The 24,768-nt window shown below is 68.0% G+C and carries 23 protein-coding genes; 2 read left to right on the top strand and 21 right to left on the bottom strand.

All coding sequences use genetic code 11. From position 1 onward, the window contains the following. Window positions 1-17 precede the first annotated feature (17 nt). The 5 genes from treS to QTH90_RS09445 form a co-directional block, all read right to left on the bottom strand. The gene (gene treS / locus QTH90_RS09465; RefSeq protein WP_286664199.1) at window positions 18-3,344 is read right to left on the bottom strand and encodes a maltose alpha-D-glucosyltransferase; all 3,327 of its coding nucleotides are present in this window, start codon (window positions 3,342-3,344) and stop codon (window positions 18-20) included. Between the two features lie 11 nt (window positions 3,345-3,355). Then, window positions 3,356-5,404 carry an alpha-1,4-glucan--maltose-1-phosphate maltosyltransferase gene (locus QTH90_RS09460; RefSeq protein ID WP_286664198.1) on the bottom strand — a complete coding sequence of 683 codons (2,049 nt, stop codon included), beginning with the start codon at window positions 5,402-5,404 and terminating at the stop codon, window positions 3,356-3,358. Continuing rightward, window positions 5,397-7,286, bottom strand: coding sequence for a 1,4-alpha-glucan branching protein GlgB (gene glgB, locus QTH90_RS09455; RefSeq protein WP_286664197.1), 1,890 nt, complete (start codon window positions 7,284-7,286; stop codon window positions 5,397-5,399). Before glgB ends, QTH90_RS09460 begins: the two co-directional genes overlap by 8 nt. A gap of 110 nt (window positions 7,287-7,396) precedes the next feature. After that, entirely contained in the window at window positions 7,397-8,584 is a 1,188-nt protein-coding gene (locus tag QTH90_RS09450; protein WP_286664196.1) for a glycoside hydrolase 100 family protein, read from the bottom strand. 16 nt (window positions 8,585-8,600) lie between these two features. Continuing rightward, window positions 8,601-10,229 (bottom strand): N-acyl-D-amino-acid deacylase family protein, encoded by a 1,629-nt coding sequence (locus QTH90_RS09445; RefSeq protein ID WP_286664195.1) that lies wholly within the window; start codon window positions 10,227-10,229, stop codon window positions 8,601-8,603. A gap of 157 nt (window positions 10,230-10,386) precedes the next feature. Between QTH90_RS09445 and QTH90_RS09440 the strand changes: the two genes are divergently transcribed. Further along, window positions 10,387-11,028 carry a LysE family translocator gene (locus QTH90_RS09440; RefSeq protein ID WP_286664194.1) on the top strand — a complete coding sequence of 214 codons (642 nt, stop codon included), beginning with the start codon at window positions 10,387-10,389 and terminating at the stop codon, window positions 11,026-11,028. A 48-nt stretch (window positions 11,029-11,076) separates the two neighbouring features. Here the strand turns inward: QTH90_RS09440 and QTH90_RS09435 are convergent, their stop codons facing one another. Next, window positions 11,077-11,496 (bottom strand): GFA family protein, encoded by a 420-nt coding sequence (locus QTH90_RS09435; protein WP_286664193.1) that lies wholly within the window; start codon window positions 11,494-11,496, stop codon window positions 11,077-11,079. Between the two features lie 126 nt (window positions 11,497-11,622). Here QTH90_RS09435 and QTH90_RS09430 point away from each other — a divergent pair, with 126 nt between their 5' ends. Then, a complete protein-coding gene (locus QTH90_RS09430; RefSeq protein WP_286664192.1) occupies window positions 11,623-12,273 on the top strand; it encodes a hypothetical protein in 651 nt (216 codons plus the stop codon). A 26-nt stretch (window positions 12,274-12,299) separates the two neighbouring features. On the opposite strand, the gene QTH90_RS09425 is transcribed toward QTH90_RS09430, so the two are convergent. From QTH90_RS09425 to fliF, 15 genes are all read right to left on the bottom strand, one after another. Beyond that, a complete protein-coding gene (locus tag QTH90_RS09425; protein ID WP_286664191.1) occupies window positions 12,300-12,686 on the bottom strand; it encodes a DUF4345 domain-containing protein in 387 nt (128 codons plus the stop codon). A 22-nt stretch (window positions 12,687-12,708) separates the two neighbouring features. Then, entirely contained in the window at window positions 12,709-13,299 is a 591-nt protein-coding gene (locus QTH90_RS09420) for an NADPH-dependent FMN reductase (RefSeq protein WP_286664190.1), read from the bottom strand. Between the two features lie 63 nt (window positions 13,300-13,362). After that, entirely contained in the window at window positions 13,363-14,157 is a 795-nt protein-coding gene (gene fliR, locus QTH90_RS09415; protein WP_286664189.1) for a flagellar biosynthetic protein FliR, read from the bottom strand. A 13-nt stretch (window positions 14,158-14,170) separates the two neighbouring features. Then, window positions 14,171-14,440 carry a flagellar biosynthesis protein FliQ gene (fliQ, locus tag QTH90_RS09410; RefSeq protein ID WP_286664188.1) on the bottom strand — a complete coding sequence of 90 codons (270 nt, stop codon included), beginning with the start codon at window positions 14,438-14,440 and terminating at the stop codon, window positions 14,171-14,173. 25 nt (window positions 14,441-14,465) lie between these two features. Next, window positions 14,466-15,224, bottom strand: a complete 759-nt coding sequence (gene fliP, locus QTH90_RS09405) for a flagellar type III secretion system pore protein FliP (RefSeq protein WP_444814700.1) — start codon at window positions 15,222-15,224, stop codon at window positions 14,466-14,468. Beyond that, on the bottom strand, window positions 15,221-15,661 hold the full coding sequence (gene fliO / locus QTH90_RS09400) for a flagellar biosynthetic protein FliO (protein WP_286664187.1): 441 nt from the start codon (window positions 15,659-15,661) through the stop codon (window positions 15,221-15,223). Before fliO ends, fliP begins: the two co-directional genes overlap by 4 nt. Before the next feature lie 129 nt (window positions 15,662-15,790). Then, window positions 15,791-16,222, bottom strand: a complete 432-nt coding sequence (gene fliN, locus QTH90_RS09395) for a flagellar motor switch protein FliN (RefSeq protein ID WP_286664186.1) — start codon at window positions 16,220-16,222, stop codon at window positions 15,791-15,793. Then, window positions 16,215-17,216 carry a flagellar motor switch protein FliM gene (gene fliM, locus QTH90_RS09390; RefSeq protein ID WP_286664185.1) on the bottom strand — a complete coding sequence of 334 codons (1,002 nt, stop codon included), beginning with the start codon at window positions 17,214-17,216 and terminating at the stop codon, window positions 16,215-16,217. Before fliM ends, fliN begins: the two co-directional genes overlap by 8 nt. A gap of 21 nt (window positions 17,217-17,237) precedes the next feature. Beyond that, the gene (locus tag QTH90_RS09385) at window positions 17,238-17,732 is read right to left on the bottom strand and encodes a flagellar basal body-associated FliL family protein (protein WP_286664184.1); all 495 of its coding nucleotides are present in this window, start codon (window positions 17,730-17,732) and stop codon (window positions 17,238-17,240) included. A 137-nt stretch (window positions 17,733-17,869) separates the two neighbouring features. Next, complete coding sequence (locus tag QTH90_RS09380; RefSeq protein WP_286664183.1) at window positions 17,870-19,213, bottom strand: flagellar hook-length control protein FliK; 1,344 nt, start codon at window positions 19,211-19,213, stop codon at window positions 17,870-17,872. Between the two features lie 16 nt (window positions 19,214-19,229). Next, window positions 19,230-19,685, bottom strand: a complete 456-nt coding sequence (fliJ, locus tag QTH90_RS09375) for a flagellar export protein FliJ (protein WP_286664182.1) — start codon at window positions 19,683-19,685, stop codon at window positions 19,230-19,232. A gap of 5 nt (window positions 19,686-19,690) precedes the next feature. Next, on the bottom strand, window positions 19,691-21,115 hold the full coding sequence (gene fliI / locus QTH90_RS09370) for a flagellar protein export ATPase FliI (protein WP_286664181.1): 1,425 nt from the start codon (window positions 21,113-21,115) through the stop codon (window positions 19,691-19,693). 4 nt (window positions 21,116-21,119) lie between these two features. Next, window positions 21,120-21,905 (bottom strand): flagellar assembly protein FliH, encoded by a 786-nt coding sequence (gene fliH / locus QTH90_RS09365; RefSeq protein ID WP_286664180.1) that lies wholly within the window; start codon window positions 21,903-21,905, stop codon window positions 21,120-21,122. Continuing rightward, window positions 21,892-22,890, bottom strand: a complete 999-nt coding sequence (fliG, locus tag QTH90_RS09360) for a flagellar motor switch protein FliG (protein ID WP_286664179.1) — start codon at window positions 22,888-22,890, stop codon at window positions 21,892-21,894. Before fliG ends, fliH begins: the two co-directional genes overlap by 14 nt. Continuing rightward, complete coding sequence (gene fliF / locus QTH90_RS09355) at window positions 22,880-24,607, bottom strand: flagellar basal-body MS-ring/collar protein FliF (RefSeq protein ID WP_286664178.1); 1,728 nt, start codon at window positions 24,605-24,607, stop codon at window positions 22,880-22,882. Before fliF ends, fliG begins: the two co-directional genes overlap by 11 nt. Window positions 24,608-24,768: the final 161 nt, after the last annotated feature.

Here is a 24,768-nt window from a genome sequence, read left to right as displayed (position 1 = left end):
TGGCTTGTGCGTTGCCGTCAGCGAACCGCGGTCCGTTCGATCAGGGCGAGGATGCCCGTCAGCGGAACGGGGGCCCAGTCGATGCGGTTGTTCAGTTCGTAGCGCAGTTCGTAGAACGCTTTCTCCAGTTCGAAGAGTTCCAGCAATTGCGTGTCGGCCGGCCCGGCCTTCGGCGCCAGGGCCTGGCTGTAGCCGGCGAGGAAGGCGGCGCGCGTCTCGTGCTCCCAGGCCTGCGCGGCGGTGTCCAGGCGCACCAGTTCGTCGGCATTCTGCGCCGCGCGGCGCAAGGCGCTCCAGCGTGCGTAGTTGAACGAGCGCAGCATGCCGGCGACATCGCGCAGCGGCGATTGCTTGGTGCGGCGCTCCTCGATCGGGCGGGCGGGCTCGCCCTCGAAATCGATGATGACGAAGTCGTTGCGGGTCAGCAGCACCTGGCCGAGGTGGTAGTCGCCGTGGAAGCGCGTGCGCCAGGCGGTCTTGCCTTCGAGCGGCACGTCGTCGATGAACCGGTCGATGGCCGCGCTCATGCCGCGGAGCCGGTCGGCATCCTCGCGCGCGCTGGCCGGCAGGGCGGAGAGGTCGGCGTCGCCGAGCTGGCGCAGCGTGGCGGCGGCTTCGGCGCGAACGGTCTCGCGGGCATGGCGCAGGTCGGCCTCTGTCATCGGCTCGGGATCGAAGGCCGGGTTGCCGGTGCGCAGGCCGAGGGCGTTGTGCAGCTCGGCGGTGCGGCCGCCGAGGATGCGGATCAGCGCGAGGAATGCGCCGTGCGGATCGGGCGGCAGGCCGCCGTCGGTGTCGCGGAATTCGCCCAGCACGCGCTCCAGGTAGGCCAGCGTGTATTCCCATCCGTCGCCCTGGTTCGGCACGTAGGCCTGCAACAGGGCGAGTGTCATGACCGTGCCGTCCGCGCCCACGTATTCGAGCGCGCCGGCAATCGGCACGCCGTGCACGAAGCCGGCGTCCTCGGTGAGGAACCGGCCCATTTCCAGTTCCGGATTGACGCCCGCGCGCAGCTGCCGGTAGCCCTTGAGGAACAGCGTCTCGCCGAGCGTGACGACGGTGTTGCTGCTGACCGGACTCGGCGGGCTCACGGGCAGCTCGTCGATGACCTCGATGGGGAATTCCCGGCCGAGCGCCGTGGGCCGGAAGTGCAGTTGGCCGCGGGCGGTGGGCATCCGCGTCTCGCGCACGATGGCGCGCACGAAGGCGCGGCAGAAGGGCGCATCGAAGAAGGCGTCGGCCATCACCCCCACATGCGCCTGCTGCCGTACCTTGGCGATGGCTGCCGGCTGCAGCGCCTTCATGCGCTCCTCGTCGGTGTCTTCCCAGGCCAGCGCCAGCGGCATGAAATAGGTGGCGGGCTCGGGCGGCCCCTTGAGCGACAACAGCGGCAGCATCCAGCTGTGGCCATCGATCTCCCAGACCGCATGGTCGGTGAGCTGCGCGCGGTCGATGTGCGATCCCTTGGTCGCGTACCAGCGCTGGGCCTCGATGTGCGGCGGCAGCGTATCGGTCTCGAACTGCTTGCTCAGCCGCTCGGCGAAGCCCATGCGCCAGGGCACGACGCGGTCCCTGAACATGCTGGTCCAGCCGTCGAAGAGCACGAGCACCGGGCGGTCCAGCAGGGCCACGCCTTCCTGGTGCCAGCTGGGCATCGGCGCCTCGTCCGCGAGCCTGAACCAGTAGAAGCCGTGCGAGGTGAGGGTGAGCAGGTACGGCAGCTCGCCGATGGGCGGGAAGGAGGTGCGGCCCAGCATCTCGACCGGCACCCGGCCCTTGAAGGCCGAGAGGTCCAGCTCCACCGGCTGCGCGGCCCGCGAGAGGTTGAACACCGACAGGATCACGTCGCCGTCGTGCTCGCTCAGGTAGGCGAGGATCTTCCGGTTGCCGGGCTTGAGGAAAGTGCGTCGCCCGCGGCCGAAGGCACGGCTGGTCTTGCGCACCGCGAGCATGCGCCGCGTCCAGTGCAGCAGCGAGCTCTTGTCGCGCAGCTGCGCCTCGACGTTGACGGCCTCGTAGCCGTACATGGCGTCCATGATGGGCTGCAGGTAGAGCCGCTGCGGATCGGCGCGCGAGAAGCCCGCGTTGCGGTCCGGGCTCCATTGCATGGGCGTGCGCACGCCGTTGCGGTCGCCGACGAACACGTTGTCGCCCATGCCGATCTCGTCGCCGTAGTAGATGATGGGCGAGCCGGGCATCGACAGCAGCATGCTGTTCATGAGCTTGATGCGGTCCTTGTCGTTGTCCATCAGCGGCGCCAGCCGGCGCCGGATGCCGAGGTTGATGCGCGCCTGCATGTCCGCCGCATAGGTGGTGTACATGTAGTCGCGCTCGCGGTTCGTCACCATCTCCAGGGTCAGCTCGTCGTGGTTGCGCAGGAAGATGGCCCACTGGCAGTTGTCGGGAATGTCCGGCGTCTGCTGCATGATCTCGACGATCGGGTCGCGGTCCTCCTGCGCGATCGCCATGTACATGCGCGGCATCAGCGGGAAGTGGTAGGCCATGTGGCATTCGTCGCCTTCGCCGAAATAGCCGCGCACGTCCTCGGGCCACATGTTGGCTTCCGCCAGCAGGAAGCGGTTCTTGTAGTTGGCGTCGATGGCGGCACGCAGCTTCTTGATGACCTCGTGCGTCTCGGGCAGGTTCTCGTTGGTCGTGCCGTCGCGCTCGATCAGATAGGGAATCGCATCGAGCCGGAAGCCGTCCACGCCCATGTCGAGCCAGAAGCGCATGGTGCGGAACACCGCTTCGAGCACCTGCGGGTTGTCGAAGTTGAGGTCCGGCTGGTGGCTGAAGAAGCGGTGCCAGTAGTAGGCCTTGGCGACCGGGTCCCAGGTCCAGTTGGACTTCTCGGTGTCGGTGAAGATGATGCGCGTGCCGCTGTAGAGCGTGTCGGTGTCGCTCCACACGTAGAAGTCGCGCTCGGGCGAACCGGGCGGCGCCGCGCGCGCGGCCTGGAACCACGGATGCTCGCTGGAGGTGTGGTTGATGACCAGCTCGATGATCACGCGCAGCTCGCGCCGGTGCGCTTCCTTCAGCATCTCGCGGAAGTCGTCGAGCGAGCCGTACTGCTTGTGCACGTCCTCGTACTCGGCAATGTCGTAGCCGTCGTCGCGCAGGGGCGACGGATAGAAGGGCATCAGCCAGATCGTGTTGACGCCCAGGTCCTTGACGTAGTCGAGCTTGGTCGCCAGGCCCTTGAAGTCCCCCACGCCGTCGTCGTTCGAATCCACAAAGGCCTTGACGTTGACCTGGTAGATCACCGCATCGCGATACCACGTGGGGTCGTGGGAAGTGTCGATCTCGGTGGTTTCGAGCACGAGTGCGGGCAGGGGAGCGTTCATCGGCACTGTCCCTATAGGTAGTAGTCGAAGTCGCGCTCGTCGCGCACGCGCCGGCGCACGGCCATCACGTGGGCCGGCAAGCGATGCGGGTCCAGCTCGATGTAGTGATGGCTGCCGCTCCACATGAAACGCTGGTCGCTCAGCAGGTCATGCATCTGGAAGGGGCGGTCTGCCGGCACGCCGATCTCGGACGGGTCGAGGTGCAGCCAGCCGATCTGCGTGTGATGCGGATCGAGGTTGACCACGGTGACCACCGCCCGGTCGCCGTCCGGCGACAGCTTCATGTAGGCAATGAGCTGGTCGTTGTCGATGCGCAGGAACTTCAGCGTGCGGTCGGACTGCAGCGCATCGTTGGCGCGGCGGATGTGGTTGATGCGCGCGATGAAGGGGCGCAGGCCCTGTTCGGCGCTCCAGTCCCAATGCCGAAGCTGGTACTTCTCCGAATCGAGGTACTCCTCGCTCGACGGCCCGCGCGGCTTGTACTCCATCAGATCGAAGGCGGGGCCGTACATGCCGTAGTTCGCCGAGAGCGTGGCGGCGAGCACCAGGCGCGCCTTGTAGACGGGCTCTTCGCCGGTCTGCAGCGCCGCGTGAAGGATGTCGGGCGTGTTGGGCCACACGTTGGGCCGGAAGTAGTCCTTGCCGGGGCCCTGCGTGAGTTCGGTGAAGTACTCGGTCAGTTCTTCCTTGGTGTTGCGCCAGGTGAAGTAGGTGTACGACTGCGTGTAGCCGAGCTTGGCCAGCCGGTGCATGACCTTCGGGCGCGTGAAGGCTTCGGCCAGGAAGATGACCTCCGGATGCGCCCGCTTCACCTCGGTGATGGCCCACTCCCAGAAGGCGAAGGACTTGGTGTGCGGGTTGTCGACGCGGAAGACGGTGATGCCTTCGCCGATCCAGTGGTCCAGCACCGACTTGAGTTCGGCCCAGAGCCCTTGCCAGTCCGTGCTCTCGAAGTTGAAGGGGTAGATGTCCTGGTACTTCTTGGGCGGGTTCTCCGCGTACTGCACGGTGTTGTCCGGACGCCACCTGAACCACTGGGGGTGCGCCTTCACGTAGGGATGGTCCGGCGCGCACTGGAAGGCGATGTCCATCGCGATGTCGATACCGAGTTGCGCGGCCGTGCGCACCAGGTGGCGGAAGTCCTCGGGCGTGCCCAGTTCCGGCAGGATGTCCTTGTGCCCGCCCTCGGCCGCGCCGATGGCCCAGGGGCTTCCCACGTCGCCGGGCTCGGTGACGAGCGCGTTGTTGCGGCCCTTGCGCTGCAGCCGGCCGATCGGGTGAATGGGGGGGAAATACAGGACGTCGAAGCCCATCGCTGCGATGAGCGGCAGCCGCTTCTCGACGTCGCGAAAGGTCCCGTGCTCTCCTGGCGTGTCGCCGGCAGAACGCGGGAACAGCTCGTACCAGGTGCTGAACCGCGCGCGTTCGCGGTCGGCCACGAGAGGGAGTTCGGCGGCGAAGTGCGACTCCAGCCGCCGGTCCGGATGCCTTGCCGCGGCCTCGGCGAAGGCTTCGTCGAGCGCCAGTGCCTTGAGGTCGGTCGCATCCATGGCGGCATCGGCCGCGCCTTCTTCGAGCGCCCGCGCCCACCCCGACAGCGCATCGCGGTCTTCGCCGCTCGCCCGCTCGGCCGCCGCCTTGATTTCCTGCGCGCCGGTGCGGGCGGCGAGGCGGATGTCGTCCGCATCGACGCGGCGGACCAGTTCGTGGCGCCACGACTCGAAGGCATCGACCCAGGCGGAGACGGTGTAGACGTACCGGCCCGGCACGGGCGGCGTGAACTCGGCATGCCACTCGTCGTTGTAGCGCAGCTTCATGGGCAGCTGGTGCCGGCGCTCGCTGCCTTCCTTCCACCAATGGAGCATCACACGCGGCGCATCGTGGCCGTCGGTGAAGACGTGCGCCGTGATGCGCAGGGCTTCGCCGGCGATGCACTTGACGGCGAAGCGTCCGCCGTCCACCGCCGGCAGCACCGCATCGACGACGGCGCGGGCGCGGCCATCCGGCGCCGGGGTGTCGGCTTCGGGCGTGGCGGATCTGGAGAAGAGCCGGCTAAGCATCGGTGTCGGCTTTCAGGAACAGCGTGGACAGGGGCGGCAGCGTGAGGCAGACCGAATGGGCTTGCCCGTGCGAGCGCATCGGCGCGGCCTCCACCGCGCCCAGGTTGCCCCAGCCCGAGCCGCCGAATGCCGAGGCGTCGCTGTTGAGCAGTTCGCGCCAGGTTCCGCCGTGCGGCACGCCGACGCAGTAGTTCTGCCGGGGCACCGGCGTCATGTTGCTGACGACGAGCAGGGCGTCGCCGGTGCGAGAGCGGCGCAGGAAGGCGATCACGCTTTTCTCGTGGTCGTTGGGTTCGAGCCACCGGAAGCCGTCGGAGGAGAAGTCGAGGTCGTGCAGCGCTCCCTCGGAGCGGTAGATGCGATTGAGTTCGCCCACCAGGTGCTGCACGCCCCGATGCTCGTGCGTCTGGAGCGCGGGCCAGTCGAGCTGGCCTTCGTGCGTCCACTCGCTGCGCTGTGCGAACTCGCCGCCCATGAAGAGCAGCTTCTTGCCCGGATGCGCCCACATGTAGGTGAGCAGCGAGCGCAGGTTGGCGAACTGCTGCCACGCATCGCCCGGCATCTTGTTGATCAGCGAGCCCTTGCCGTAGACCACCTCGTCATGCGAGAGCGGCAGCACGAAGTTCTCGGTGAAGGCGTAGACCATCGAGAAGGTCAGCCGGTGATGGTGGTAGCGCCGGTGCACCGGGTCTTCGTGCATGTAGGCGAGGGTGTCGTGCATCCAGCCCATGTTCCATTTCATGCCGAAGCCGAGGCCGCCCATGTCCGTCGGGCGCGAGACCTGCGGCCAGGCGGTCGATTCCTCGGCCACCGTGAAGGTATCGGGATGCTCGCGGTACACGGCGCGGTTGAGTTCCTGCAGGAAGGCGACGGCATCGAGGTTCTCCCGGCCGCCGTGCTGGTTGGGTATCCACTCGCCGCCCTGGCGCGCGTAGTCGAGATAGAGCATCGACGCCACTGCATCCACGCGCAGGCCATCGACGTGATAGTGGTCGAGCCAGAACAGGCCCGAGGAGATGAGGAAGCTGCGGACCTCGTCGCGGCCGTAGTTGAAGATCGCCGAATTCCACTCGGGGTGATAGCCCTGCCGCGGATCGGCGTGCTCGTAGAGCTGCGTGCCGTCGAAGGAGGCGAGCCCGTGCGCATCGGTCGGAAAGTGCGAAGGCACCCAGTCGAGCAGCACCCCGATCCCGCGCTGGTGCAGATGATCGACGAAGTACATGAAGTCCTGCGGCACGCCGTAGCGCGCGGTGGGCGCGAAGTAGCCCGTCGTCTGGTAGCCCCAGGAGCCGTAGAACGGATGCTCGGTGATCGGCATGAGTTCGACGTGCGTGAATCCCACGGATACCACGTAGTCGGCCAGTGCATGGGCCAGCGCGCGATAGTCCAGCGGCTGGTTGTTCTCGCGGCGCCATGAACCGGGGTGCACTTCGTAGATGGACATCGGCGCGTCGAGGCTGTTGCGCGCCGCCCGGGCCTTCATCCATGCGTCGTCATTCCAGGTGTAGTCGAGCGACCAGAGGCGCGAGGCGGTGGCCGGCGGGGTCTCGGAATAGAACGCCAGCGGATCGGCCTTTTCGAGCACTTGCCCGCTCTGCGAGACGATCCTGAACTTGTAGGCCTGGCCATGCCGGGCGCCCTCGCTGCGGCCTTCCCACACGCCGGTGGAGTCGGCGCGCGGCGAGAGCGGATCGGCATGGCCGTTCCAGCCGTTCCACTCGCCGATCACGGAGACCGAGCGTGCATTCGGAGCCCATACGGCAAACGAAGCGCCTTCACCGCTGTGGGCGAGCCGGCCGCCGAGGCTGTCGTACAGGCGTGAGTGCGTTCCCTCGCGAAAGAGATAGGCATCGGTGTCGTCGAACGGGGAGACTGAACTCACGGTGGCTGTCCTTGCGAGGCAAGCCGCCTTTTTAGGCCTGGCCCTGAGCTTGCGCAAGGGCCAAGCGCCCGTCCAGGTGTCGGACAGTGACTGACGCCGGAGCGGGGGCTTCAGGCGCGGGTGCGCGGAGTGTCTTCGAGCGCGCGCCGTGCCAGCAGGAAGGTTGCCGCGTTCCAGCTTTGGCCTGCCATGCCCATTGGCGCCAGCGTGCGGCCGTGAAACCACTCCGTGAAACGCCAGTTGCCCAGTTCGTTGGCCTGCGCCAGCCGGGCGAGCTCGCTCCAGGCGCGCGCGTGCAGGCCCACCTGTGCGAGCGCCATCACCCAGTAGCCGCCGACAAAGGGCCAGATGCCGCCGTTGTGGTACTGGTGGACGATGTTCTGCTGGTGGCGTGCCATGTACGGCCGCCACAGCAGGTGCTGCCGTGTCAGCGGATGCAGGATCACCCGGACGGGGTAGGGGTCGGATGCGTTCGCCGCGGCGATGGTCTTGACGATGCGGCGCGCCGTGGCTGAATCGGCCAGCCCGCTCTGGATGGCCAGGATGTTGCCGAACACATCGCCCTCGTCGCCGACCACGGAGAGATTGACGAAGCTCAAGTACAGGCCCGGATCGCGCCGGCCGCGGCGCGCGTAGTGCCGCAGCAGCCGGGCGCGGTGGTACTCGGGCAGGTCGCGCTGGAAGGGATTGAACAGGTGGTTGAAATGGTGCTGCGTCGCCTCGGCGTGGTCCAGCGCGTAGCGGCGCTTCACGACGTACCAGAGGGCGTTGGTGTAGAGCACGTAGCCCGAGCGCGGCATGATGTCCGCCCAGTCGCTGGCCTCGTTCTGCTGGAGCAGCCGGAAGTGCTGGTGTTCCTGCGCCAGCAGCCAGTTGATCGCGCGGCCGACCCCGTCGCTCCAGCGCGACGGGTCGACGCCGCCATGGCGGCGCACGTGGTCCACCGCAATCAGCCACCACAGGGTCGCGTCGATGCAGCCGAGATACCAGAAATCGGCGTCTTGGCCTTCCGGGTCGACGTATTTGGGGATCTGCCCGTTGGCCGCCTGCTGCGCCGCGAGCGCATCGAGGCTGGCCACCGCGCCTTGTTCCAGCGCGGGCACGCCGCTGCCGCACATCGCCATCACGCAGATCGCGGCGTCGCGCCCGAAGATGCGCGTGTAGCGCCGCGCCACGGCCGCCTCGGTGCGGCTCGCGGCCAGGATGCCGTGCGGCGTGAGATTGCGTTCAAGCAGTTCGAGCGAAGCCTGGACGCAGGTGTCGATCAGAGCGAGCTGGGTGGCATCGAGATTCGTCATGGCCTCCAGTGTCGCGCTATTGGGCCGGGCAGCTTCCTGCCTTTGGCGTGCGCAGCAGCGGGCGGCCGGCGGTGGCGCCGGTCGGCTTGCCGCCGTCGACGGCGAGCTCGCCATTCACCAGCACCGTCACCACGCCTTCGGACAACAGGGCCGGCTGCGTGTACGTGGCCTTGGCTGCGTAGCGCGCCGGGTCGAAGGCGAGGATGTCGGCGTAGTAGCCCGCGCGCAAATGGCCGCGCTTCGCGAGGCCCAGCGTGTCGGCCGTCAGCGATGTGCTGCTGCGGATGAACTGCGCGAGGCCGATCACCTGCTCCTTGGCGACGTACTGGTCGTACTTGCGCGCGAAGGTGCCGTAGGCGCGCGGATGGCCTTCCGACGAATCGGACGAGGTCATGACCCAGGGTCGCTTCATGAAGGCCCTGATGTCGTCATCGCTCTGGTTGAAGGAGGCGATCAGCAGGTCGGTTTCCTTCAGCACCGCGAGGGTGGCGTCGACCGGATCGGTCTTGGTGGATTCCGCCACCTGCGAGAGCGTCTTGCCGACGTACCGGGTGCTGCCCGCCGAGAACAGGATGGCGTCGGGGCCGCCGCGCAGGCGCAGGTTCTCGCGGATGCCGGCGCGCAGGCGCTCCTGCGCCGCCGGGTCGTCGATGTGCTTCAGGAGGGCGGCGCGTCCGCCGTCGAGTGCCCAGGGCGGGATCAGCGCTGCGGAGAAGCGCGTGCTCGACGCGGTCCACGGATACTGGTCGGCCGTGATGTCGAGGCCGCGCGAGCGTTCCGATTCGATGCGCCGGATGATGTCGCCGCTCTGGCCCTGCACGTCGACGCCGAGCGCTTTGATGTGGGCCACGTGCACCGGCAGCCTGGCCTCGTGCCCGATGCGGATCACCTCGTCGATCGAACCCTTGAGCCCGATGTTGTACATGGACTCGTCGCGGATGTGGCTGTCGTAGAGGCCGCCATGCCTCGCCGCCACCTTGGCGAGCTCGATCACTTCCTCCGTCTTTGCGAAGTTCTGCGGGTTGTAGAAGAGCCCCGTCGACAGGCCCAGCGCGCCTTCGCACATGGCCTGGGACACGTGCTTCTTCATGACTTCCAGCTGCGCGGGTGTCGGTGCGCGGTTGGCCTCGCCCAGCTGGTCGATGCGCACCGGGCCGAAGCCCACGTACATCGCGGCGTTGGTGCCGACGCCTGAGCTGCGCAGCCGTTCGGCCTGCGCCGCGATGTCGAAGCCGCCGAAGCCATCGTTGCCGATGACCGCGGTGGTCACGCCCTGGGTCAGGAAGGGGACGTTGAGCCGCTTCTTCGCATCGGCGGTGAACAGGTCGCGGTCCGCATGCGTGTGGGCATCGATGAAGCCCGGCGCCACGACGAGCCCGGTGGCATCGATCGTGCGGCGCGCACTGAAGCGGCCGGCCTCCGGCTTGCCGACGAAGACGATGCGGTCGCCCGCGATGCCGATGTCGCCGGTCACCGGCTTGTCTTCGTCGCCGGTGTAGAGGGTGCCACCGCGAATGATGAGGTCGAGCTGGACCGGCGCGTCGGCCGCATGCAGCGCAGGCGAGGCGCAAGCCAGGGCCGACACGATCGCGGCGACGGCATGTCGAAGAGAAAACGGAGCGGACGAAACGCAGGAAATGGGCATGGATCGAAGGACGGATGGCACCGGAGGATCGCCGGCGGCAGCAGTCTAGAAGCAGCGTGCCGCCGGTGTCCCATGGCAATTGCGCCATCGGTCATAACGGCTATGCATGGGTGATGGGCCTGCGCGATACTTGCGGGTTCAGAGGACTGGAGTTGCCATGCTTCCCGATACCCCCCTTCTTCTTGCATTCATCGGCGCCAGCCTGGTACTGGCGCTCACGCCCGGACCTGCCGTCGTCTACATCGTGGCCCGGACGCTGTCGCAGGGACGTGCCTGCGGCCTGGCTTCCGTGCTGGGCGTGGCGCTCGGCAACCTCGCCAATGCCGTGGGTGCGGCGATCGGGCTGGCGGCGCTGTTCGCCGTGTCGTCGGCCGCCTTCACCGTGGTGAAGTGGGCGGGTGCCGCCTACCTCGTGTACCTCGGCATCCGCATGTGGCGTGCCACGCCGGCCGTCACTACGGCAACGCCCGAGGCGCCGCCGGTGCAGCCCCTGCGGCGCGTCTTCCGTGACGGCTTCGTGGTGGCGATGCTCAACCCGAAGACGTCCCTGTTCTTCGCCTCCTTCCTGCCGCAGTTCATGGACTCCCACGCCAGCCCGCTGGTGCAGACCCTGGCGCTCGGCGGCGTCTTCATCGGCATCGCCGCCTGCACGGACCTGATCTACGTGCTGACTGCGAGCCTCATCGGCCCGCGCCTCGGCGGGGCGACGCGGCACGCCGTCTGGGGCAACCGGCTCGCGGGCACGTCCTTCATCGGCCTGGGCGTGCTCACGGCGATGGGATCGCGGCCGACACGCTGAGGGCCTGCGGGATCCGGCGCTGGCGCGGCGGGCGCCTCAGCCGAGCGCTTAGACGAAATGCACATCCGCAATCCAGTTGCGTTTTCTGCGGGCGAGGCGCAACTCGATGCTCTCGCCGCCGAACGAGATGGGGACAGGGCGCAGTAGCGACGGCGCCACGTTGTTGAACGCGTTCACGTTCACGACGGCGTAGACGCGCTCGTCGACCGTGCTGGTCACCAGGGGGACGACGCCGCACCGGGCGCAGACGTGGAACTGCGCGGTGCCCGTGCCGAAGGTGTAACGGGTCAGCAGGGCGTCGTCCTCGATCCGGACGTTGAGCGCGCCGGCCGGATGGGAGGTCCAGACGCCGCCATGCTTGCTGCAGAACGAGCAGTCGCAAGCCCGCGCGGGGATTTCCAGGGGTTCCGGCTCCCAGGTGAGTTCGAAGGAAATGTTGCCGCAGTGGCAACTGCCTTGGACAACCATGGACATCTCCTGTTGTTTTCTCCACAGCCCGCCATCGTCAGGCGGTTCGCGTCCCGGGAAATCCTATACGGGTAACAAAACGTGTGCTCAAATCGCGGCCCAGTTGCGATCAACGAGGAGCGATCGATGCGCAGAGTCGTGAGTGCTGCTTGTGTGGCCGCGCTGCTATGCGGCTGTGCCACCCCGCCGTCGACGGAACCCGGCAAAGGCTCGGGCGCGGCCTACGTCCCAATGGTCGACATGGAAGGCGTGGCGCCGACCATCTACGCGCTGGATGTCGATGCTTGCCGGGCGGCGGCCCAGAAGATGCGGGTGATGCGCGTCGGGCCCAGCAACAGCGAAGTCGTGGATGCCGTCGCGGTGGGCGTGGCGATCGTCTTTCCGATGGGCATCGTGGCGGCCGCGGCGATCGGCGGCATTGCCGCCGCGGTGGGCGACAGCCCGGACGGCGTTCCCGCCGACCCCCGGATGCAGCAGACGGCCCTGGTCAACTGCATGGCCCGAAAGGGCTACAGGAACCTCGACCCGAACGTAACGGTGACCTACGCCGCGCCGCCCAAGCCCGACCCCCAGTCGCTGCCGCGCAGGACGGGCCTGGACACCTACGTCGCCGAGAAGTTCGCGAAGGCGAACAACTGCAGCGCCACGCCCAGGGCCGTGCTGGAGGACAAGGGGCCGGGCTTCGAGCGCTACAGCGTGGCATGCGCCGACGGCCAGTCGATGACGCTGCGCTGCGAGTTCGGCAACTGCACCCAGCAGGTGGCGTCGGGCAACTGAGGTGCTGCCGGGCGTTGCGCGCCGCTTCAGGTGCGCGCGTGGTGCGCAGCCGCGATGACGAACGGAAGAACCAGCTCCGGCACCAGATAGGCGATCCAGACGCGCTTGGGCTCGGGCAGGCCGACCTTGCCCATGGACACGAGCCTGCCGACGCCGCCCAGAAGAACGCCCAAGGCAATCAGGTACACGAGATCGCCCTGCTGGCGAATGGTGACCGCGGCCCATGCGCAGATGATCCCCATCGAGAAGTAGACGCCAGCCATGAAGCGGTGGACGTTGTCCAGGCGTGCGCTGGTGTCGGGTTGCCCGAGCACCATCTGGACCGTGCCGCCGAACATCGCGATCGCTGCCACCAGGAAGAGGCAGACGCGCACGACAAGCTGGCTGGCGAGAAGCGGGGTGTCGGGTTCCATGGGGCTCTCTTGTCGAACCGGATCAGTAGGGCGGCGCCTTGCGCGCCCGTTGCTCCCGCGCCGCCTCGGTCCACCAGTCCAGATCGTCGGCGAAGCGGCCGAAGGAGCGGTCGAGCGCTTCGCCGGCGCTTCCGGTGGGCTTGCCGCTGGCGTCCAGCGTTTGCGAGATCGGGCCGACCGCGAGCGTGCTCGACACGACCACCATCCCCATCTCGGAGAGGATCGAGTGCCAGATGGTGCCCGAGCGCACGCCCGAGAAGCGGCCCGCCGAATAGCTGGCGACGGCGGCCGGACGCCAGAACCATTCCTCCAGGAAGTGGTCCGTCAGGTTCTTGAGGCCGGGTTGTGGTCCCCAGTTGTATTCGCCCGTCACGAAGACGAAGGCATCCGCGCCGCGGATCTTGCCGGCCAGTGCTTCCATGGCCGCCGGCGCCGTGCCCCGGGGGTATTCCTTGTACATGCGATCGAGCATGGGGAGGTCGACATCCTTTGCGTCGATCAGCTCCGCATCGGCGCCCCGCGCCCGGAGGCCGGCGACCACGTAGTCGGCGAGACGCACGCCCATGCGGTCCGCGCGGTACGAGCCATAGAAAACCAGGATCTTGTTCGCCATCGTTTGTCATGCCCTTTCGGGCGCCGATGATCGCCGCAATCCGCCTTCTGTGCGAGCGCTCTTTCAGCGCCGCAATGCCTGGGTGAACTGGATCATGGACTCGAACCCTGCTGCAAAGCGCGGTTCGAGGAACGCGCCCAGGTGCGGCATCAGCAGTTGCATCATCCAGATGCCCGCCAGCAGCGTCAGCGGAAAGCCCACCGCGAAGATGCTGAACTGCGGGGAGGCGCGGTTCAGGATGCCCATCGCGAGGTTGAGCGTGAGCAGCGCGGTCACCAGCGGCAGCGACAGCATCAGCCCGCTCGCAAAGATCTGCGACGCGCCCGCCACGAGGAACATCCAGCCCTGACCGGACAGCGGCGCATCGGCGATGGGCAGGGTATGGAAGCTCTCCGCCAGCGTCGCAATCAGCATCAGGTGGCCGTCGACGGCCACGAAGATCAGCATCGCCAGCATGTTCAGCAGCCGCGCGACCACCATCGTGGCGCCGCCGTTCATGGGGTCGAAGAAGGACGCGAACGACAGGCCCATCTGCAGGCCGATGTATTCGCCGGCCGCCAGAACGGCGGTGAACACCATGCGCATGGTGAATCCCATGGCCGCGCCGATGAGCACCTGCTGCACGATGATCCACACCCCGCCGGCCGAGACCACCGGCACCGCGGGCATCGTCCCCAGCGTGGGTGCGAGAACCAGCGCGAGCATCGCCGCGATCGCGACCTTGATGCGTCGCGGCACCCACGATTCGCTGAAGACCGGCGCGGTGCTCACCAGCGCCAGCATGCGGACGAAAGGCCACAGGAACATCACCGTCCAGGCGGTGAGCTGCCCCGAGGTGACGGAGAAGACCTGAGGCATCGGCGCGGAGGGGTCAGCCCACGAGCTGGGGGATGCTCATGAAGAGGGCGCGGATGTAGTCCAGCATCTGCCCGAGCATCCAGGGGCCGGCGATCACGAGCGTGACGAACACGGCCAGCAGCTTGGGGATGAACGACAGCGTCGCTTCGTTGATCTGCGTCGCGGCCTGAAAGATGCTGATGATCAGGCCGACGACCAGCGCCACCAGCAGCAGGGGGGCCGCGAGCACCAGCGACACCTGGATCGCCTGGTTGCCCATCGACATGATGGTTTCGGGGGTCATACAGTGCGCGGAGCCTGGGGGTGGTTCATTGATAGAAGCTTTGCGCGAGGGCGCCGATCAGCAACTGCCAGCCATCGGCCAGCACGAACAGCATCAGCTTGAAGGGCAGCGCGATGCCGGCGGGCGGCACCATCATCATCCCCATCGACATCAGCACGCTCGCTACCACCAGGTCGATGATCAGGAACGGAATGAAGATGGTGAAGCCGATCTGGAAGGCCGTCTTGAGTTCGCTGATCACGAAGGAGGGCAGCAGGATGCGCAGCGGCACGTCCTCCGGCCCCTGCATGTCGGGCACCTTGGCGAGCTTGGCGAAGAGCGCCAGGTCGTTCTCGCGGGTCTGCCGCAGCATGAAGGTCTTGAAGGGCTCGATGCCGCGCTCCAGTGCCTTGTCGGTGCCGATCTTGTTCTCGGAGAAGGGCTTGTAGGCCTCGTTGTAGACCTTGTCGAACACCGGCGACATCACGAAGAAGGTCAGGAAGAGCGACAGGCCCACCAGGATCTGGTTGGGCGGCGAGGACTGCGTGCCGATGGCGGTGCGCAGCAGGCCCAGCACGATCAGGATGCGGGTGAAGCTCGTCATGCACAGCAGCAGCGCCGGCAGGAAGGACATCGAGGTCAGCAGCACCAGCGTCTGCACGCTGAGCGACCAGGTCTGGCTGCCGCCGGGGCCGGGGGTGCTGATCAGGCCGGGCAGGCCCTGGGTCCATGCGGCCATCGGCAGCGCGGCCGCGAGCAGCATCACGCCGCCCTGAAGGCTTCGACGAAGAACGCTGCGCATCATGGGGCCGGGCGTGGCTTGCCGGTCAGGGATTCGCGCAGCTTCTGCGCGAACAGGTCGAGGGGCTTGAACACCGCCGCAGCCGGGGCGGCAGGGGCGCTGCCCGGCACGGCCTGCGCCGGCAGCGTGTGCAAGGTGTTGATCTGGCTGGGGGTGACGCCGAGCACGAGCCAGGTGGCGCCGACTTCGACCACGACGACGCGCTCGCGCTGGCCGACGCTGGAGCTGGACACTACTTTCACCACGTGGCCGCCGCCGAAGCGCTGCAGGCCGAAGCGGCGCGCGAGCCAGGCGCAGAGAAAGATCAGTCCGAGCACCACCGCCATGCCGAGGCCGGCCTGCAGCAGCCCGCCGGCACCGACCGCTGGTGCAGCCTCGGTGGCGCTTTGCGATGGCACGGTGGGCAGCGCCGCAAGCGCCGGCAGCGACGCAAGCGCCATCGCCGCCGCGAGCAGGCGCGCACCAAAGCCCAGGAATCCCGCGGATCCGGCTCCGCCGGTCCGCCGGGATTGCCCCCTGAAAGGGGGTGTCCGAGCCACACGAAGTGGGCGAGGCTGGGGGTACTTCATCTACTTCGCGAGTTTCTGCATCCGCTCGGAGGGCGTGATGATGTCGGTCAGGCGAATGCCGTACTTGTCGTTGACCACCACCACTTCGCCCTGTGCGATGAGGTAGCCGTTGATCAGCACGTCCAGCGGCTGGCCGGCCAGCCCGTCGAGCTCCACCACCGAACCTTGCGACAGTTGCAGCAGGTTCTTGATGGTGATGCGCGTGCGGCCGATTTCGGCCGTGAGTTGCACCGGCACGTCCATCACCCGCGCGATGTCGACGGGCGATACGTTGACGGCGCTGGAGGCCGTCTCCTGGATCTGCTGGAAAACCTGCGCGGTCGCCGGCGCAGGTGCGGGCTCGGGCGCAGGCGCAGGGGAGGCTGCGGTCTGCTCGGCCAGGGCGCTGGCCCAGTCGTCCGCGTCGCTGGCGGAAGAGGTGTTGTCAGTCATGGTCGTTCTTCGAGTCGCTGTCTTGGTGAGTGATCATGTGTTGCACGCGCAGGGCGTAGCGGTCGTTCGATGTGCCGAAGCCGCACTCCATCACCGGCACGCCGTCGACCTTGGCGGTGACGCTGGTCGGCAGTTCGATGGGCAGCACGTCGCCGACCTGGAGCTGGAGGATCTCGCCGATGGTCGATGACATCGTGACGAAATCGGCAGTGAGTTCGACGTCGGCCGCCTGCATCTGCCTGGACATCTGCTTGACCCAGCGCTTGTCGACCTCGACCTCGTCCTGGATCGGGTTGGACAGCAGGTCGCGGATCGGCTCGATCATCGAGTACGGAATGCACACGTGCAGGAATCCGCCGATGGGGCCGAATTCGATCTGCAGGGTGGTGTTGATCACCACCTCGTTGGGCGCGACGATGTTGGCCAGCTTGCCGTGCATCTCGGCGCGCACGTAGTCGAAGTCCAGCGGGTACACCGGCTGCCACGCATCGCCGTAGCACTGGAGCGAAATGTCCAGCAGGCGCTTGATGATGCGTTGCTCGGTGCGCGTGAAGTCACGGCCTTCGACGCGCACGTGGTAGCGGCCGTCGCTGCCGAAGAGGTTGTCCACCACCAGGAACACCAGCTTCGGGTCGAACACGAAGAGGGCGGTGCCGCGCAGCGGCTTCATGTGCAGCATGTTGATGTTCGCCGGCACGGGCAGGTGCCGGACGAACTCGCCGTACTGCTGGATCTGCACCGACCCGACCGTGATGTCGGGGCTGCGGCGCATGAAGTTCAGCAGCGCGCCGCGCAGGCCGCGCGCGAAGCGGTCGTTGATGACCTCCAGCGTGTGCATGCGGCTGCGCACCACGCGGTCGGGCGCACCGAGGTCGTAGGCGGGGAGGCCGTCGGCCGGCGGTGCGGGCTTGGCGGTCTGGTCGACACTGCCGCCCGTCACGCCGTTCAGCAGCGCATCGACCTCGTCCTGCGAGAGGACCTGTTCATAGGCCATGGGTTGCCTGCCTGCTTGCGGTCACTGCACCACGAAGGTGTTGAAGGAGACGCTGGCGATCCCCTGCGAAGGCAGGTTGTCGGCCAGGGGACGGTTCAGCTCGGCCCGGATCTCCTCGGCCAGCTTGCTCTTGTCCTCGGTGGACACGAGCGACTCGGGCAGGCGGTTCGACAGCATCAGCAGCGCCCGGCTGCGCAGCTCGGGCATGAATTCGACGATCTGCGCCTTGGCCGCCTCGTCGCGCACCTTCAGCGACATGCCGATGTGCAGGAACTTGCCGCGGCCTTCGCCCTGGAGGTTGACGGTCAGCGGCTCCAGTGTGACGAAGATCGGCTTCTCCGGCACCACCGGCTTGGCGGCCTCCGCGGTGTGCGCGGCCTTGGGGCCGATGACGAAGACGTAGCCCACAGCGGCTGCGGCGATGAGACTGACGCCGACCAGGAGGGCGATGAGCAGCTTCGACGAGCGAGGGGCGGGAGCGTTGGCGCCGGAGGCGACGGGAGGGGAGGAAGCCATGGTGTAGCTGGATTTCTTGTTCGGTCTATTCTTTGCGAACTGCCCTGCAGGCGAAGGGCCGATCAAGGGGGGAAAAGCGCTTCAGATCGGCCATTGCCCGCTTGCCCGCGAGCGGTGCGTGGGCGGCTCGCCTTGGCTCAGGCAAAGGTATCGAGGCCTGCCCGTGCGTTGTGCGCGGGCGTCGATGAGGATGAGGGGCTCGTGGCTGCTGCGGCGGATGCGGTGCGGCCGGTGCCGGGGTACTCGGGCTGGTTCGGCGAGCGCGAGGGGTTCTGCTGTGCAAAGGCGGCATCCTGTCCGAAGGGCTGGCGCGTCTCGGCGCCGACCGAGGTCTGGCCCAGGCTGATGCCCTGTTCGGCAAGGGTGGTGCGCAGCTGCGGCAATGCCGCCTCGACGGCCTTGCGCACGCTCTCGTGGGCCGACACGAACATGGCCTGCGCCTGGCTGTCGCCCATCGTCAGCGTCACCTTGAGCGGGCCGAGGCCGGCCGGATTCAGGTTCAGCTCGGCCACCTGATGGCCGCTGGCGCTCATGCGGATCATCTGCTGGCCGATCGCCGGTGCCCATTCGTCGCTGCCCACAGGCGGGGCGACGGACAGCACGGGCGTGCTGCCCGATGGTGCGTTGGCGCGTTCGACCGTGGGTGCCGCGAGGGATTGAAGCTGCGGCAAGGGTTGAGGGGCGGATTCGGAGGCCGTGTCGAGCGAGTTGCCTGTCGCCTCCGCGGCTGCGGCCACCTTGATGCTGTCGCCCGCGGGCAGTGGCGGCGTCGGCTGGGCCTTGTCCGCCGCTGCCGCAACCTTGGCCTTGTCGGCGGATCCCGTCGCCACGATGGCCGGGTCTGCAGGCGCTGCGGGCGGTGTGGACAGGCCGACCGCAGGGCGTGCAGTCGGCGCAGTGGTCGCTGCAGTGTCCGCCTCGGCCTCTGCCGGCGCGGATTTCGCGAGCGCGTCCTTGAAGGCCAGGTCGGCGGCCGACTCCAGCTTGGCTGCGCCCTTCGAATCCTTGGCATCCACTTGCACGGCATCGGCGGCTTCGGTCGCTGGCTCCGTGCCGGCTTCGGTCGAGGCCGTCGCGAGGGCCGCGGCGTCGTCAGTCAATGCAGGCGTGGTGCCCGGCGCCACGCCGTCCACTGCGGAGCCCACCGGCTTCGCGGCCCGCGAGGCGAGGGCGCCGGCGGCCTTGGCATCCACGGCAACCGGTGCGAGGTGCGCCGGCAGCGGCGCCAGCAACGCCATCACGTCGGCCGCGGTCAGTTCGCTCTTCTTCTCGCCGGCACGCGGCAACTTGCGTCCGGCCACGGAAGCCGGCGTGTCGACGTCCGCAGCGGCTTCTTGCGCAGCGCTGTTGGCGGCACGCGAGCGGTCGAGTGCTGCACCGAAACTGCGGCCGTCGGGCTGCTCGGCGCCGCGGCCGCGCGAGCCGGCGGACGACACCGAGGTGCCGGAAGCGTTGACGGAAGTCGTGATCAGGGTAGACATGGGCGGATCCAGTGCTTCAAAGGGGCGGGTTGGCGGCGCGGTCGAAGAACTTCCGGGCCGATCGTTCATCGCTGTCGCGCTGCTCGCGCTTGGCCTGCGCCAGCATCTCCTGGCGACGCACGCGTTCGGCGAGCGTGTCGAAGGAATTGAGGCGGCGCTTGTGGTGCTGCCAGTCGGCGCGGCCATGGTCCAGCCGGGAGGCCGCCTGGGCGACGATGGCGCGCTGCTGCTCGATGGCGCCGTCGAGCGTGCCGAGGAAGGCCTGATAGTTGCGCCACTTGGCGGTCGGCAGGCCGGTGTTCATCAGCGCGTGCAACTGGTCGTAGTAGTCCTGGCGGTACTGCAGCAGCAGGTCCAGCTTCTGGCTCGAACTGAGCTGGGCGCTTTGCAGCGCGCCCAGCCGCCGCGCGGCATCGTCGGTCTGCGTACGGGCGAGATCGGTGAGCGTGTCGAGGGGTAGTTTCCGGGCCATGGTGGTCAGTGAGGTTCGAAGAGCTTGCTCATGCGGGAGATCGATGCGGCGTAGTCGGTGCGCTCTTCCATCGACTGCTGCAGGAAGGCCTCGATCCGCGGATACATCGCGATCGCCTGGTCCAGCTGCAGGTCGTGGCCGGGCGCATAGGCGCCGACGCTGATCAGGTCGCGGTTGCGCTGGTAGCGCGACAGCATCTGCTTGAAGCGGCGCACGGTGTCGAACTGCGCGGGCGTGATCAGCGCGGTCATCGCGCGGCTGATGGACGCCTCGATGTCGATCGCCGGGTAGTGCCCCGCCTCGGCCAGCGTGCGCGACAGCACGACGTGGCCATCCAGGATGGCGCGCGCCGAGTCGGCGATCGGGTCCTGCTGGTCGTCGCCCTCGGAGAGCACCGTGTAGAAGGCGGTGATGGAGCCGCCCCGGCCCTCGGCATCGCGAGCGCCGTTGCCGGCCCGCTCCACGAGGGCAGGCAGCTTCGCGAACACCGAAGGCGGATAGCCCTTGGTGGCCGGCGGCTCGCCCACGGCCAGCGCGATCTCGCGCTGGGCCATGGCGTAGCGGGTGAGCGAATCCATGATGAGCAGGACGTCCTTGCCCCGGTCGCGGAAGTATTCGGCCAGGCAGGTCGCGTAGGCCGCGCCCTGCAGGCGCAGCAGCGGCGAGTTGTCGGCCGGTGCGGCGACGACGACCGATCGGGCCAGGCCCTCTTCGCCCAGCGTGTTCTCGATGAAGTCCTTCACCTCGCGACCGCGCTCGCCGATCAGGCCGACCACGATGACCTCGGCGCTGGTGTAGCGCGCCATCATCCCGAGCAGCACGCTCTTGCCAACGCCGGAGCCTGCGAACAGGCCCATGCGCTGGCCGCGCCCGACCGTGAGCATCGCGTTGATGGCGCGAACCCCCACGTCGAGCACCGAATCGATCGGCGCGCGCGACAGCGGATTCACGGGCGGCGACGACAGCGGCACCTTGCGGCTGATGTCGAGCGGGCCGAGCCCGTCAAGCGGCCGCCCGGCGGCGTCGACCACGCGCCCGAGCATGCCTTCGCCGACCGGGAGCCGCTTGGTGTGGCCGTCACCGGTCAGGCCGGAACCCGTCGTGCCCGGCCGCGGAATCACGCGTGCGCCGGGCAGCAGGCCCGCGACTTCGCTTTGCGGCATCAGGAAAAGTCGATCGCCGGCGAAGCCGACCACTTCGGCTTCGGCGTAGCGCTGCGGATGGCCCGCAGGCAACTCGATCAGGCAATCGCTCCCGACCGGCATCTGCAGGCCGACGGCTTCGAGCACGAGGCCGACGGCGCGCGTCAGGCGGCCCGACTGCATGGTCGTGACGCAGCGGCTGACGTCGCTGCGCGCCTGCGCCAGCGTGCCGAGCCAGGATTGAAGGTGGGGATTGGGGGCGGCGGCGGCCGGCGTGTCGACTGGCATCGGTTCAGGCCCCCTGGGTGTCGGCGTCGCGGTGCAGGGCCGCGGTCACGCTTTTCCAGCGTGTCTCCAGGCTGGCATCCATTTCGCCGTTGGCGGATTGCACGCGGCAGCCGCCACGGGTGATCGTGTCGTCGGCGCGCACCTGCCAGCCGGCCGTCTGCAATTCGTTGCCGAGGCTGTTACGGACCAGCGCGACATCGTCCGGATGCAGCAGCAGGCGCGGTTCGCCCTGCAGCGCGGGCTCGGTGTGCAGCAGGTCCTGCACCACCGGCAGGACCCATTCGGGCTCGGCGCGCAGGGTGCGGTGGACGACCTGTCGCGCCACGTCGAGCGCGAGCGTGAGGATGACGTCGGCCAGTTCGGTTTCAGCGCGCCGCAGCGCGGCGGGCAGGCTGGCGGACAGCGCCTTGAGCTGTTCGGCGTGCGCGCTGGCGGCGGCCAGGCCGGCCGCCAGCCCTTCGGCGCGGCCTTCCGCTACGCCTTCGGCATGGCCCTTGGTTCGGCCCTCGGCACGGCCTTCCGCCTCGCCGGCGGTGCGCGCTTCGCGACGCAGGCGCGCGAGTTCGGCGGCGTGCACCAACGCCGGAGACGGAGGCGCCTCGGCAATGGCAACATGCTTGCGCGGTGCGGGCGCCTTGGGCTCGTTCAGCGTGTCCATCTCCCAGCGCTGCCAGGCGGAGAGCACCGGCTTGGCCGGCCTTGCGGGAGCGGCCGGCACCGCGGCAGGCGCGTAGGCCGAGGCCAGGCGCGAGAGCGAACCGGACGGGGAGGGGTACTTAGACAAAGTCATCGGTGCCCGGCGCTGCAATCACGATCTCGCCGGCCTCGGCCAGGCGACGGGCGACCTGCAGGATGGCCTTCTGTTCGGTCTCGACCTGCGACACGCGCACCGGACCGCTGAGTTCCATGTCCTCGCGCAGCGTCTCGGCGGCACGTTGCGACATGTTGTTGAGGAACTTGTCGCGCAACTCCTGCGGCGCGCCCTTGAGGGCGATGATGAGCGAGTCGGACTCGATGTCCTTGAGCAGGCGCTGGATGCTCCGGTCTTCCAGGCTGAGCAGGTTCTCGAACACGAACATCTCGTCGACGATGCGCTGTGCCAGGGCCTCGTCGACCGCCCGCACATGGGCAATCGCTTCTTCCTCCTGGGTGCTGCTCATCAGGTTGACGATTTCTGCCGCCGTCCTCACGCCGCCGAGGCGGCTGCGCTTCAGGCCCTGGCCCGAGAGCATCTCGGTGAGCACGTCGGTCAGCTCGTTCAGCGCCGAGGGCTGCACGCCGCCGAAAGTGGCCACGCGCATGATCACGTCGTGGCGCAGGCGCGTCGGCAGCTTTTCGAGGACCTCGGATGCCTTCAGGCGGTCCAGGTGAATGAGCACCGTCGCGAGGATCTGCGGATGCTCGTCGCGGATGAGTTCCGCCACTTCGCCGGCCTCGAGCTGGTTGAGGCGCTCGATGCCGCTGTGCGGCTCGTCGGCCTGCAGGATGTCCTCGAGCAGACTGCTGGCGCGGTCGTCGCCGAGGGCCTTCTTCAGCACTGCACGGATGTAGGAGCTGGAGCCCAGGTGCAGCGCGGAGAACTGCTCGGTTTCCTGTCGGAACTCGGCGAGCACCGAGGCGAGTTCATCCTTGGAGACCGAGGACAGCTTCGCCATCGCGAGGCCGAGCGTCTGCACTTCGGCGGTCGGCAGGAGGTGCAGCGCGGCGGCTGCACGGTCCTCGCCCAGTGCCATCAGCAGGATGGCGCTCTTGCGGGTTCCGAGTTCACTGATCATTGGCGTTCATCCAGTGTTGAATCAGCATGGCGACCAGCTTGGGATCCTGGTCCGCGACGTGATGGGCGTATTCCATGTCGGCCTTCTGGCGGAGGGCTTCGCGCTGGCGCAGGGCTTCCTCCGGCGAAATCCGGGGTTCCTCGTCCGCCGCGGGTTCGCCGGTGGCTTCCGCTGGCGGGCTTTCCACGACGGGCGCGGGCGGCGGTGCCAGGTGCTTGCGCAGCAGGGGCCGCAGCACGGCGAACCAGGCGAAGAGCGCGAGGAAGGCGAGCAGCAGGTACTGGCCGATCGTCTTGCCGATCTCCAGGTTCTCGCGGTCGCGCCAGAACGGGACTTCGGCAGCCGGGGCTTCGCGGCCATCGGCGAAGGCGCTGTTGACGACGTTGAGCGAGTCGCCCCGGTCCTGGCTGAAGCCCATGGCTTCCTTGGCGAGGTTCCGGATCTGGTCGATCTCCACCGGCGTCAGTGCACGGGTGGTGGTCTTGCCGGCGCCGTCGGCTGCGTCCTTGTAGTTCACGACCACGGCGACCGACAGCCGCTTCACCGCGCCCGCGCCTTGCTGCACGTGGCGGATCGAGCGGTCGAGTTCGTAGTTGACCGTGGCGTCCTTGCGCGAGCTGCTCGGGCCGCTCGGGGTCGGGGTGCTGGTGGTGGTGCCGTTCGTGTTGGCGTTGGCCGCGGCCGGAGTGCCCGGCGCAGGCGCGGCGGGGGCCTTGGGTCCGGTGATCGGCGCTGTCGGGTTGACCGGCGGCTGGTTCGTCAGCGCGCCCGGCACGCCGCCCGGCGGCACGCCGCCGTGCTGGTTCGATTCGCTCGTCTGGCGGCTGCGGATCGCGGCCTGGCCGGGGTCCTCGTTGGGGCGGTATTTCTCGTCGGTGTGCTCGATCACCGAGAAATCGATGTCCGCCGCCACCTGGGCGCGGACGTTGTTCGCGCCCACGATGGGCTGCAGGATGGTCTCGATGCGGCGGATGTAGCCCTGCTCGATCTCCTGCACATATTTGAGCTGGCTCACGTCCAGCCCGCGCGCGCCGCTGTTGGCGGCCGAGAGCAGGTTGCCGCGCTGGTCGACCACCGTCACGCTCTTGGGGTCGAGCTCCGGCACGCTGCTGGAGATCATGTGGACGATCGCGCTAACTTGGCCTTCGTCGATGCTGCGTCCGCGCGCCAGCGTCAGGACCACCGAGGCGGAAGGCTTCTTCTGTTCGCGCACGAACAGCGACGGCTTCGGCAGGGCGAGGTGCACCCGTGCCGATTCCACCGTGCCGATGGATTCGATCGAGCGCGCCAGCTCGCCTTCGAGCGCGCGCTGGTAATTGACCTGCTCGGCGAACTGGCTGGTGCCGAACTTCTGGTTGTCCATCAGCTCGAAGCCCACGCCGCCGGCCTTGGGCAGGCCCTGTGCCGCCAGCTTGAGGCGCACTTCAGGCACCTTGTCGCCAGCGATCAGGATCGCGCCGCCGCCATCGGCGAACTTGTAGGGCACGTTCATCTGCTGGAGCGACGCGATGATCGCGCCGCCGTCGCGGTCCGACACGTTGGTGTAGAGCACCTTGTAGTCAGGGCCGCGGTTCCACAGCGTGAAGGCCGCGGCGGCCGCCACGAGCGTGGCCGCGCCGATGATCAGCGGCAGCTTCGGCTGCGCACGCAGCCTGTCGAGGAGTGGGGGGAGCGAAGGCGCCGCAGGTGCGACGTTCGCTGGCGCAGCAGAACTCATGCGCGAGCCCTCGGCATGGCCGGTGCGCGGGTGCGGCCCGTTGTCATGTGGAGGGAGTGGATTCGTTGTTCAGGGGTCATGCCGGAGGCCGTTGAAGTCGTCAGCGGGCTTGTCGTTTCGCGGTTGATTGTCAACAGCCGTTACGAATTCGATGGGCCGAA

It is taken from the genome of Variovorax flavidus (assembly GCF_030317145.1).
Lineage (GTDB): Bacteria > Pseudomonadota > Gammaproteobacteria > Burkholderiales > Burkholderiaceae_C > Variovorax > Variovorax flavidus.
Note: the sequence above shows the minus strand (reverse complement) of the source record. Positions and strands in the feature narration are given on the sequence as shown.

What these genes read in the sequence shown, in the direction of transcription:
- treS (WP_286664199.1), bottom strand. Translation starts at nt 3,344, where the DNA reads ATGAACGCTCCCCTGCCCGCACTCGTGCTCGAAACCACCGAGATCGAC.
- QTH90_RS09460 (WP_286664198.1), bottom strand. Translation starts at nt 5,404, where the DNA reads ATGCTTAGCCGGCTCTTCTCCAGATCCGCCACGCCCGAAGCCGACACC.
- QTH90_RS09450 (WP_286664196.1), bottom strand. Translation starts at nt 8,584, where the DNA reads ATGACGAATCTCGATGCCACCCAGCTCGCTCTGATCGACACCTGCGTC.
- QTH90_RS09445 (WP_286664195.1), bottom strand. Translation starts at nt 10,229, where the DNA reads ATGCCCATTTCCTGCGTTTCGTCCGCTCCGTTTTCTCTTCGACATGCC.
- QTH90_RS09440 (WP_286664194.1), top strand. Translation starts at nt 10,387, where the DNA reads ATGCTTCCCGATACCCCCCTTCTTCTTGCATTCATCGGCGCCAGCCTG.
- QTH90_RS09435 (WP_286664193.1), bottom strand. Translation starts at nt 11,496, where the DNA reads ATGGTTGTCCAAGGCAGTTGCCACTGCGGCAACATTTCCTTCGAACTC.
- QTH90_RS09430 (WP_286664192.1), top strand. Translation starts at nt 11,623, where the DNA reads ATGCGCAGAGTCGTGAGTGCTGCTTGTGTGGCCGCGCTGCTATGCGGC.
- QTH90_RS09425 (WP_286664191.1), bottom strand. Translation starts at nt 12,686, where the DNA reads ATGGAACCCGACACCCCGCTTCTCGCCAGCCAGCTTGTCGTGCGCGTC.
- QTH90_RS09420 (WP_286664190.1), bottom strand. Translation starts at nt 13,299, where the DNA reads ATGGCGAACAAGATCCTGGTTTTCTATGGCTCGTACCGCGCGGACCGC.
- fliR (WP_286664189.1), bottom strand. Translation starts at nt 14,157, where the DNA reads ATGCCTCAGGTCTTCTCCGTCACCTCGGGGCAGCTCACCGCCTGGACG.
- fliQ (WP_286664188.1), bottom strand. Translation starts at nt 14,440, where the DNA reads ATGACCCCCGAAACCATCATGTCGATGGGCAACCAGGCGATCCAGGTG.
- fliP (WP_444814700.1), bottom strand. Translation starts at nt 15,224, where the DNA reads ATGATGCGCAGCGTTCTTCGTCGAAGCCTTCAGGGCGGCGTGATGCTG.
- fliO (WP_286664187.1), bottom strand. Translation starts at nt 15,661, where the DNA reads ATGGCGCTTGCGTCGCTGCCGGCGCTTGCGGCGCTGCCCACCGTGCCA.
- fliN (WP_286664186.1), bottom strand. Translation starts at nt 16,222, where the DNA reads ATGACTGACAACACCTCTTCCGCCAGCGACGCGGACGACTGGGCCAGC.
- fliM (WP_286664185.1), bottom strand. Translation starts at nt 17,216, where the DNA reads ATGGCCTATGAACAGGTCCTCTCGCAGGACGAGGTCGATGCGCTGCTG.
- QTH90_RS09385 (WP_286664184.1), bottom strand. Translation starts at nt 17,732, where the DNA reads ATGGCTTCCTCCCCTCCCGTCGCCTCCGGCGCCAACGCTCCCGCCCCT.
- QTH90_RS09380 (WP_286664183.1), bottom strand. Translation starts at nt 19,213, where the DNA reads ATGTCTACCCTGATCACGACTTCCGTCAACGCTTCCGGCACCTCGGTG.
- fliJ (WP_286664182.1), bottom strand. Translation starts at nt 19,685, where the DNA reads ATGGCCCGGAAACTACCCCTCGACACGCTCACCGATCTCGCCCGTACG.
- fliI (WP_286664181.1), bottom strand. Translation starts at nt 21,115, where the DNA reads ATGCCAGTCGACACGCCGGCCGCCGCCGCCCCCAATCCCCACCTTCAA.
- fliH (WP_286664180.1), bottom strand. Translation starts at nt 21,905, where the DNA reads ATGACTTTGTCTAAGTACCCCTCCCCGTCCGGTTCGCTCTCGCGCCTG.
- fliG (WP_286664179.1), bottom strand. Translation starts at nt 22,890, where the DNA reads ATGATCAGTGAACTCGGAACCCGCAAGAGCGCCATCCTGCTGATGGCA.
- fliF (WP_286664178.1), bottom strand. Translation starts at nt 24,607, where the DNA reads ATGAGTTCTGCTGCGCCAGCGAACGTCGCACCTGCGGCGCCTTCGCTC.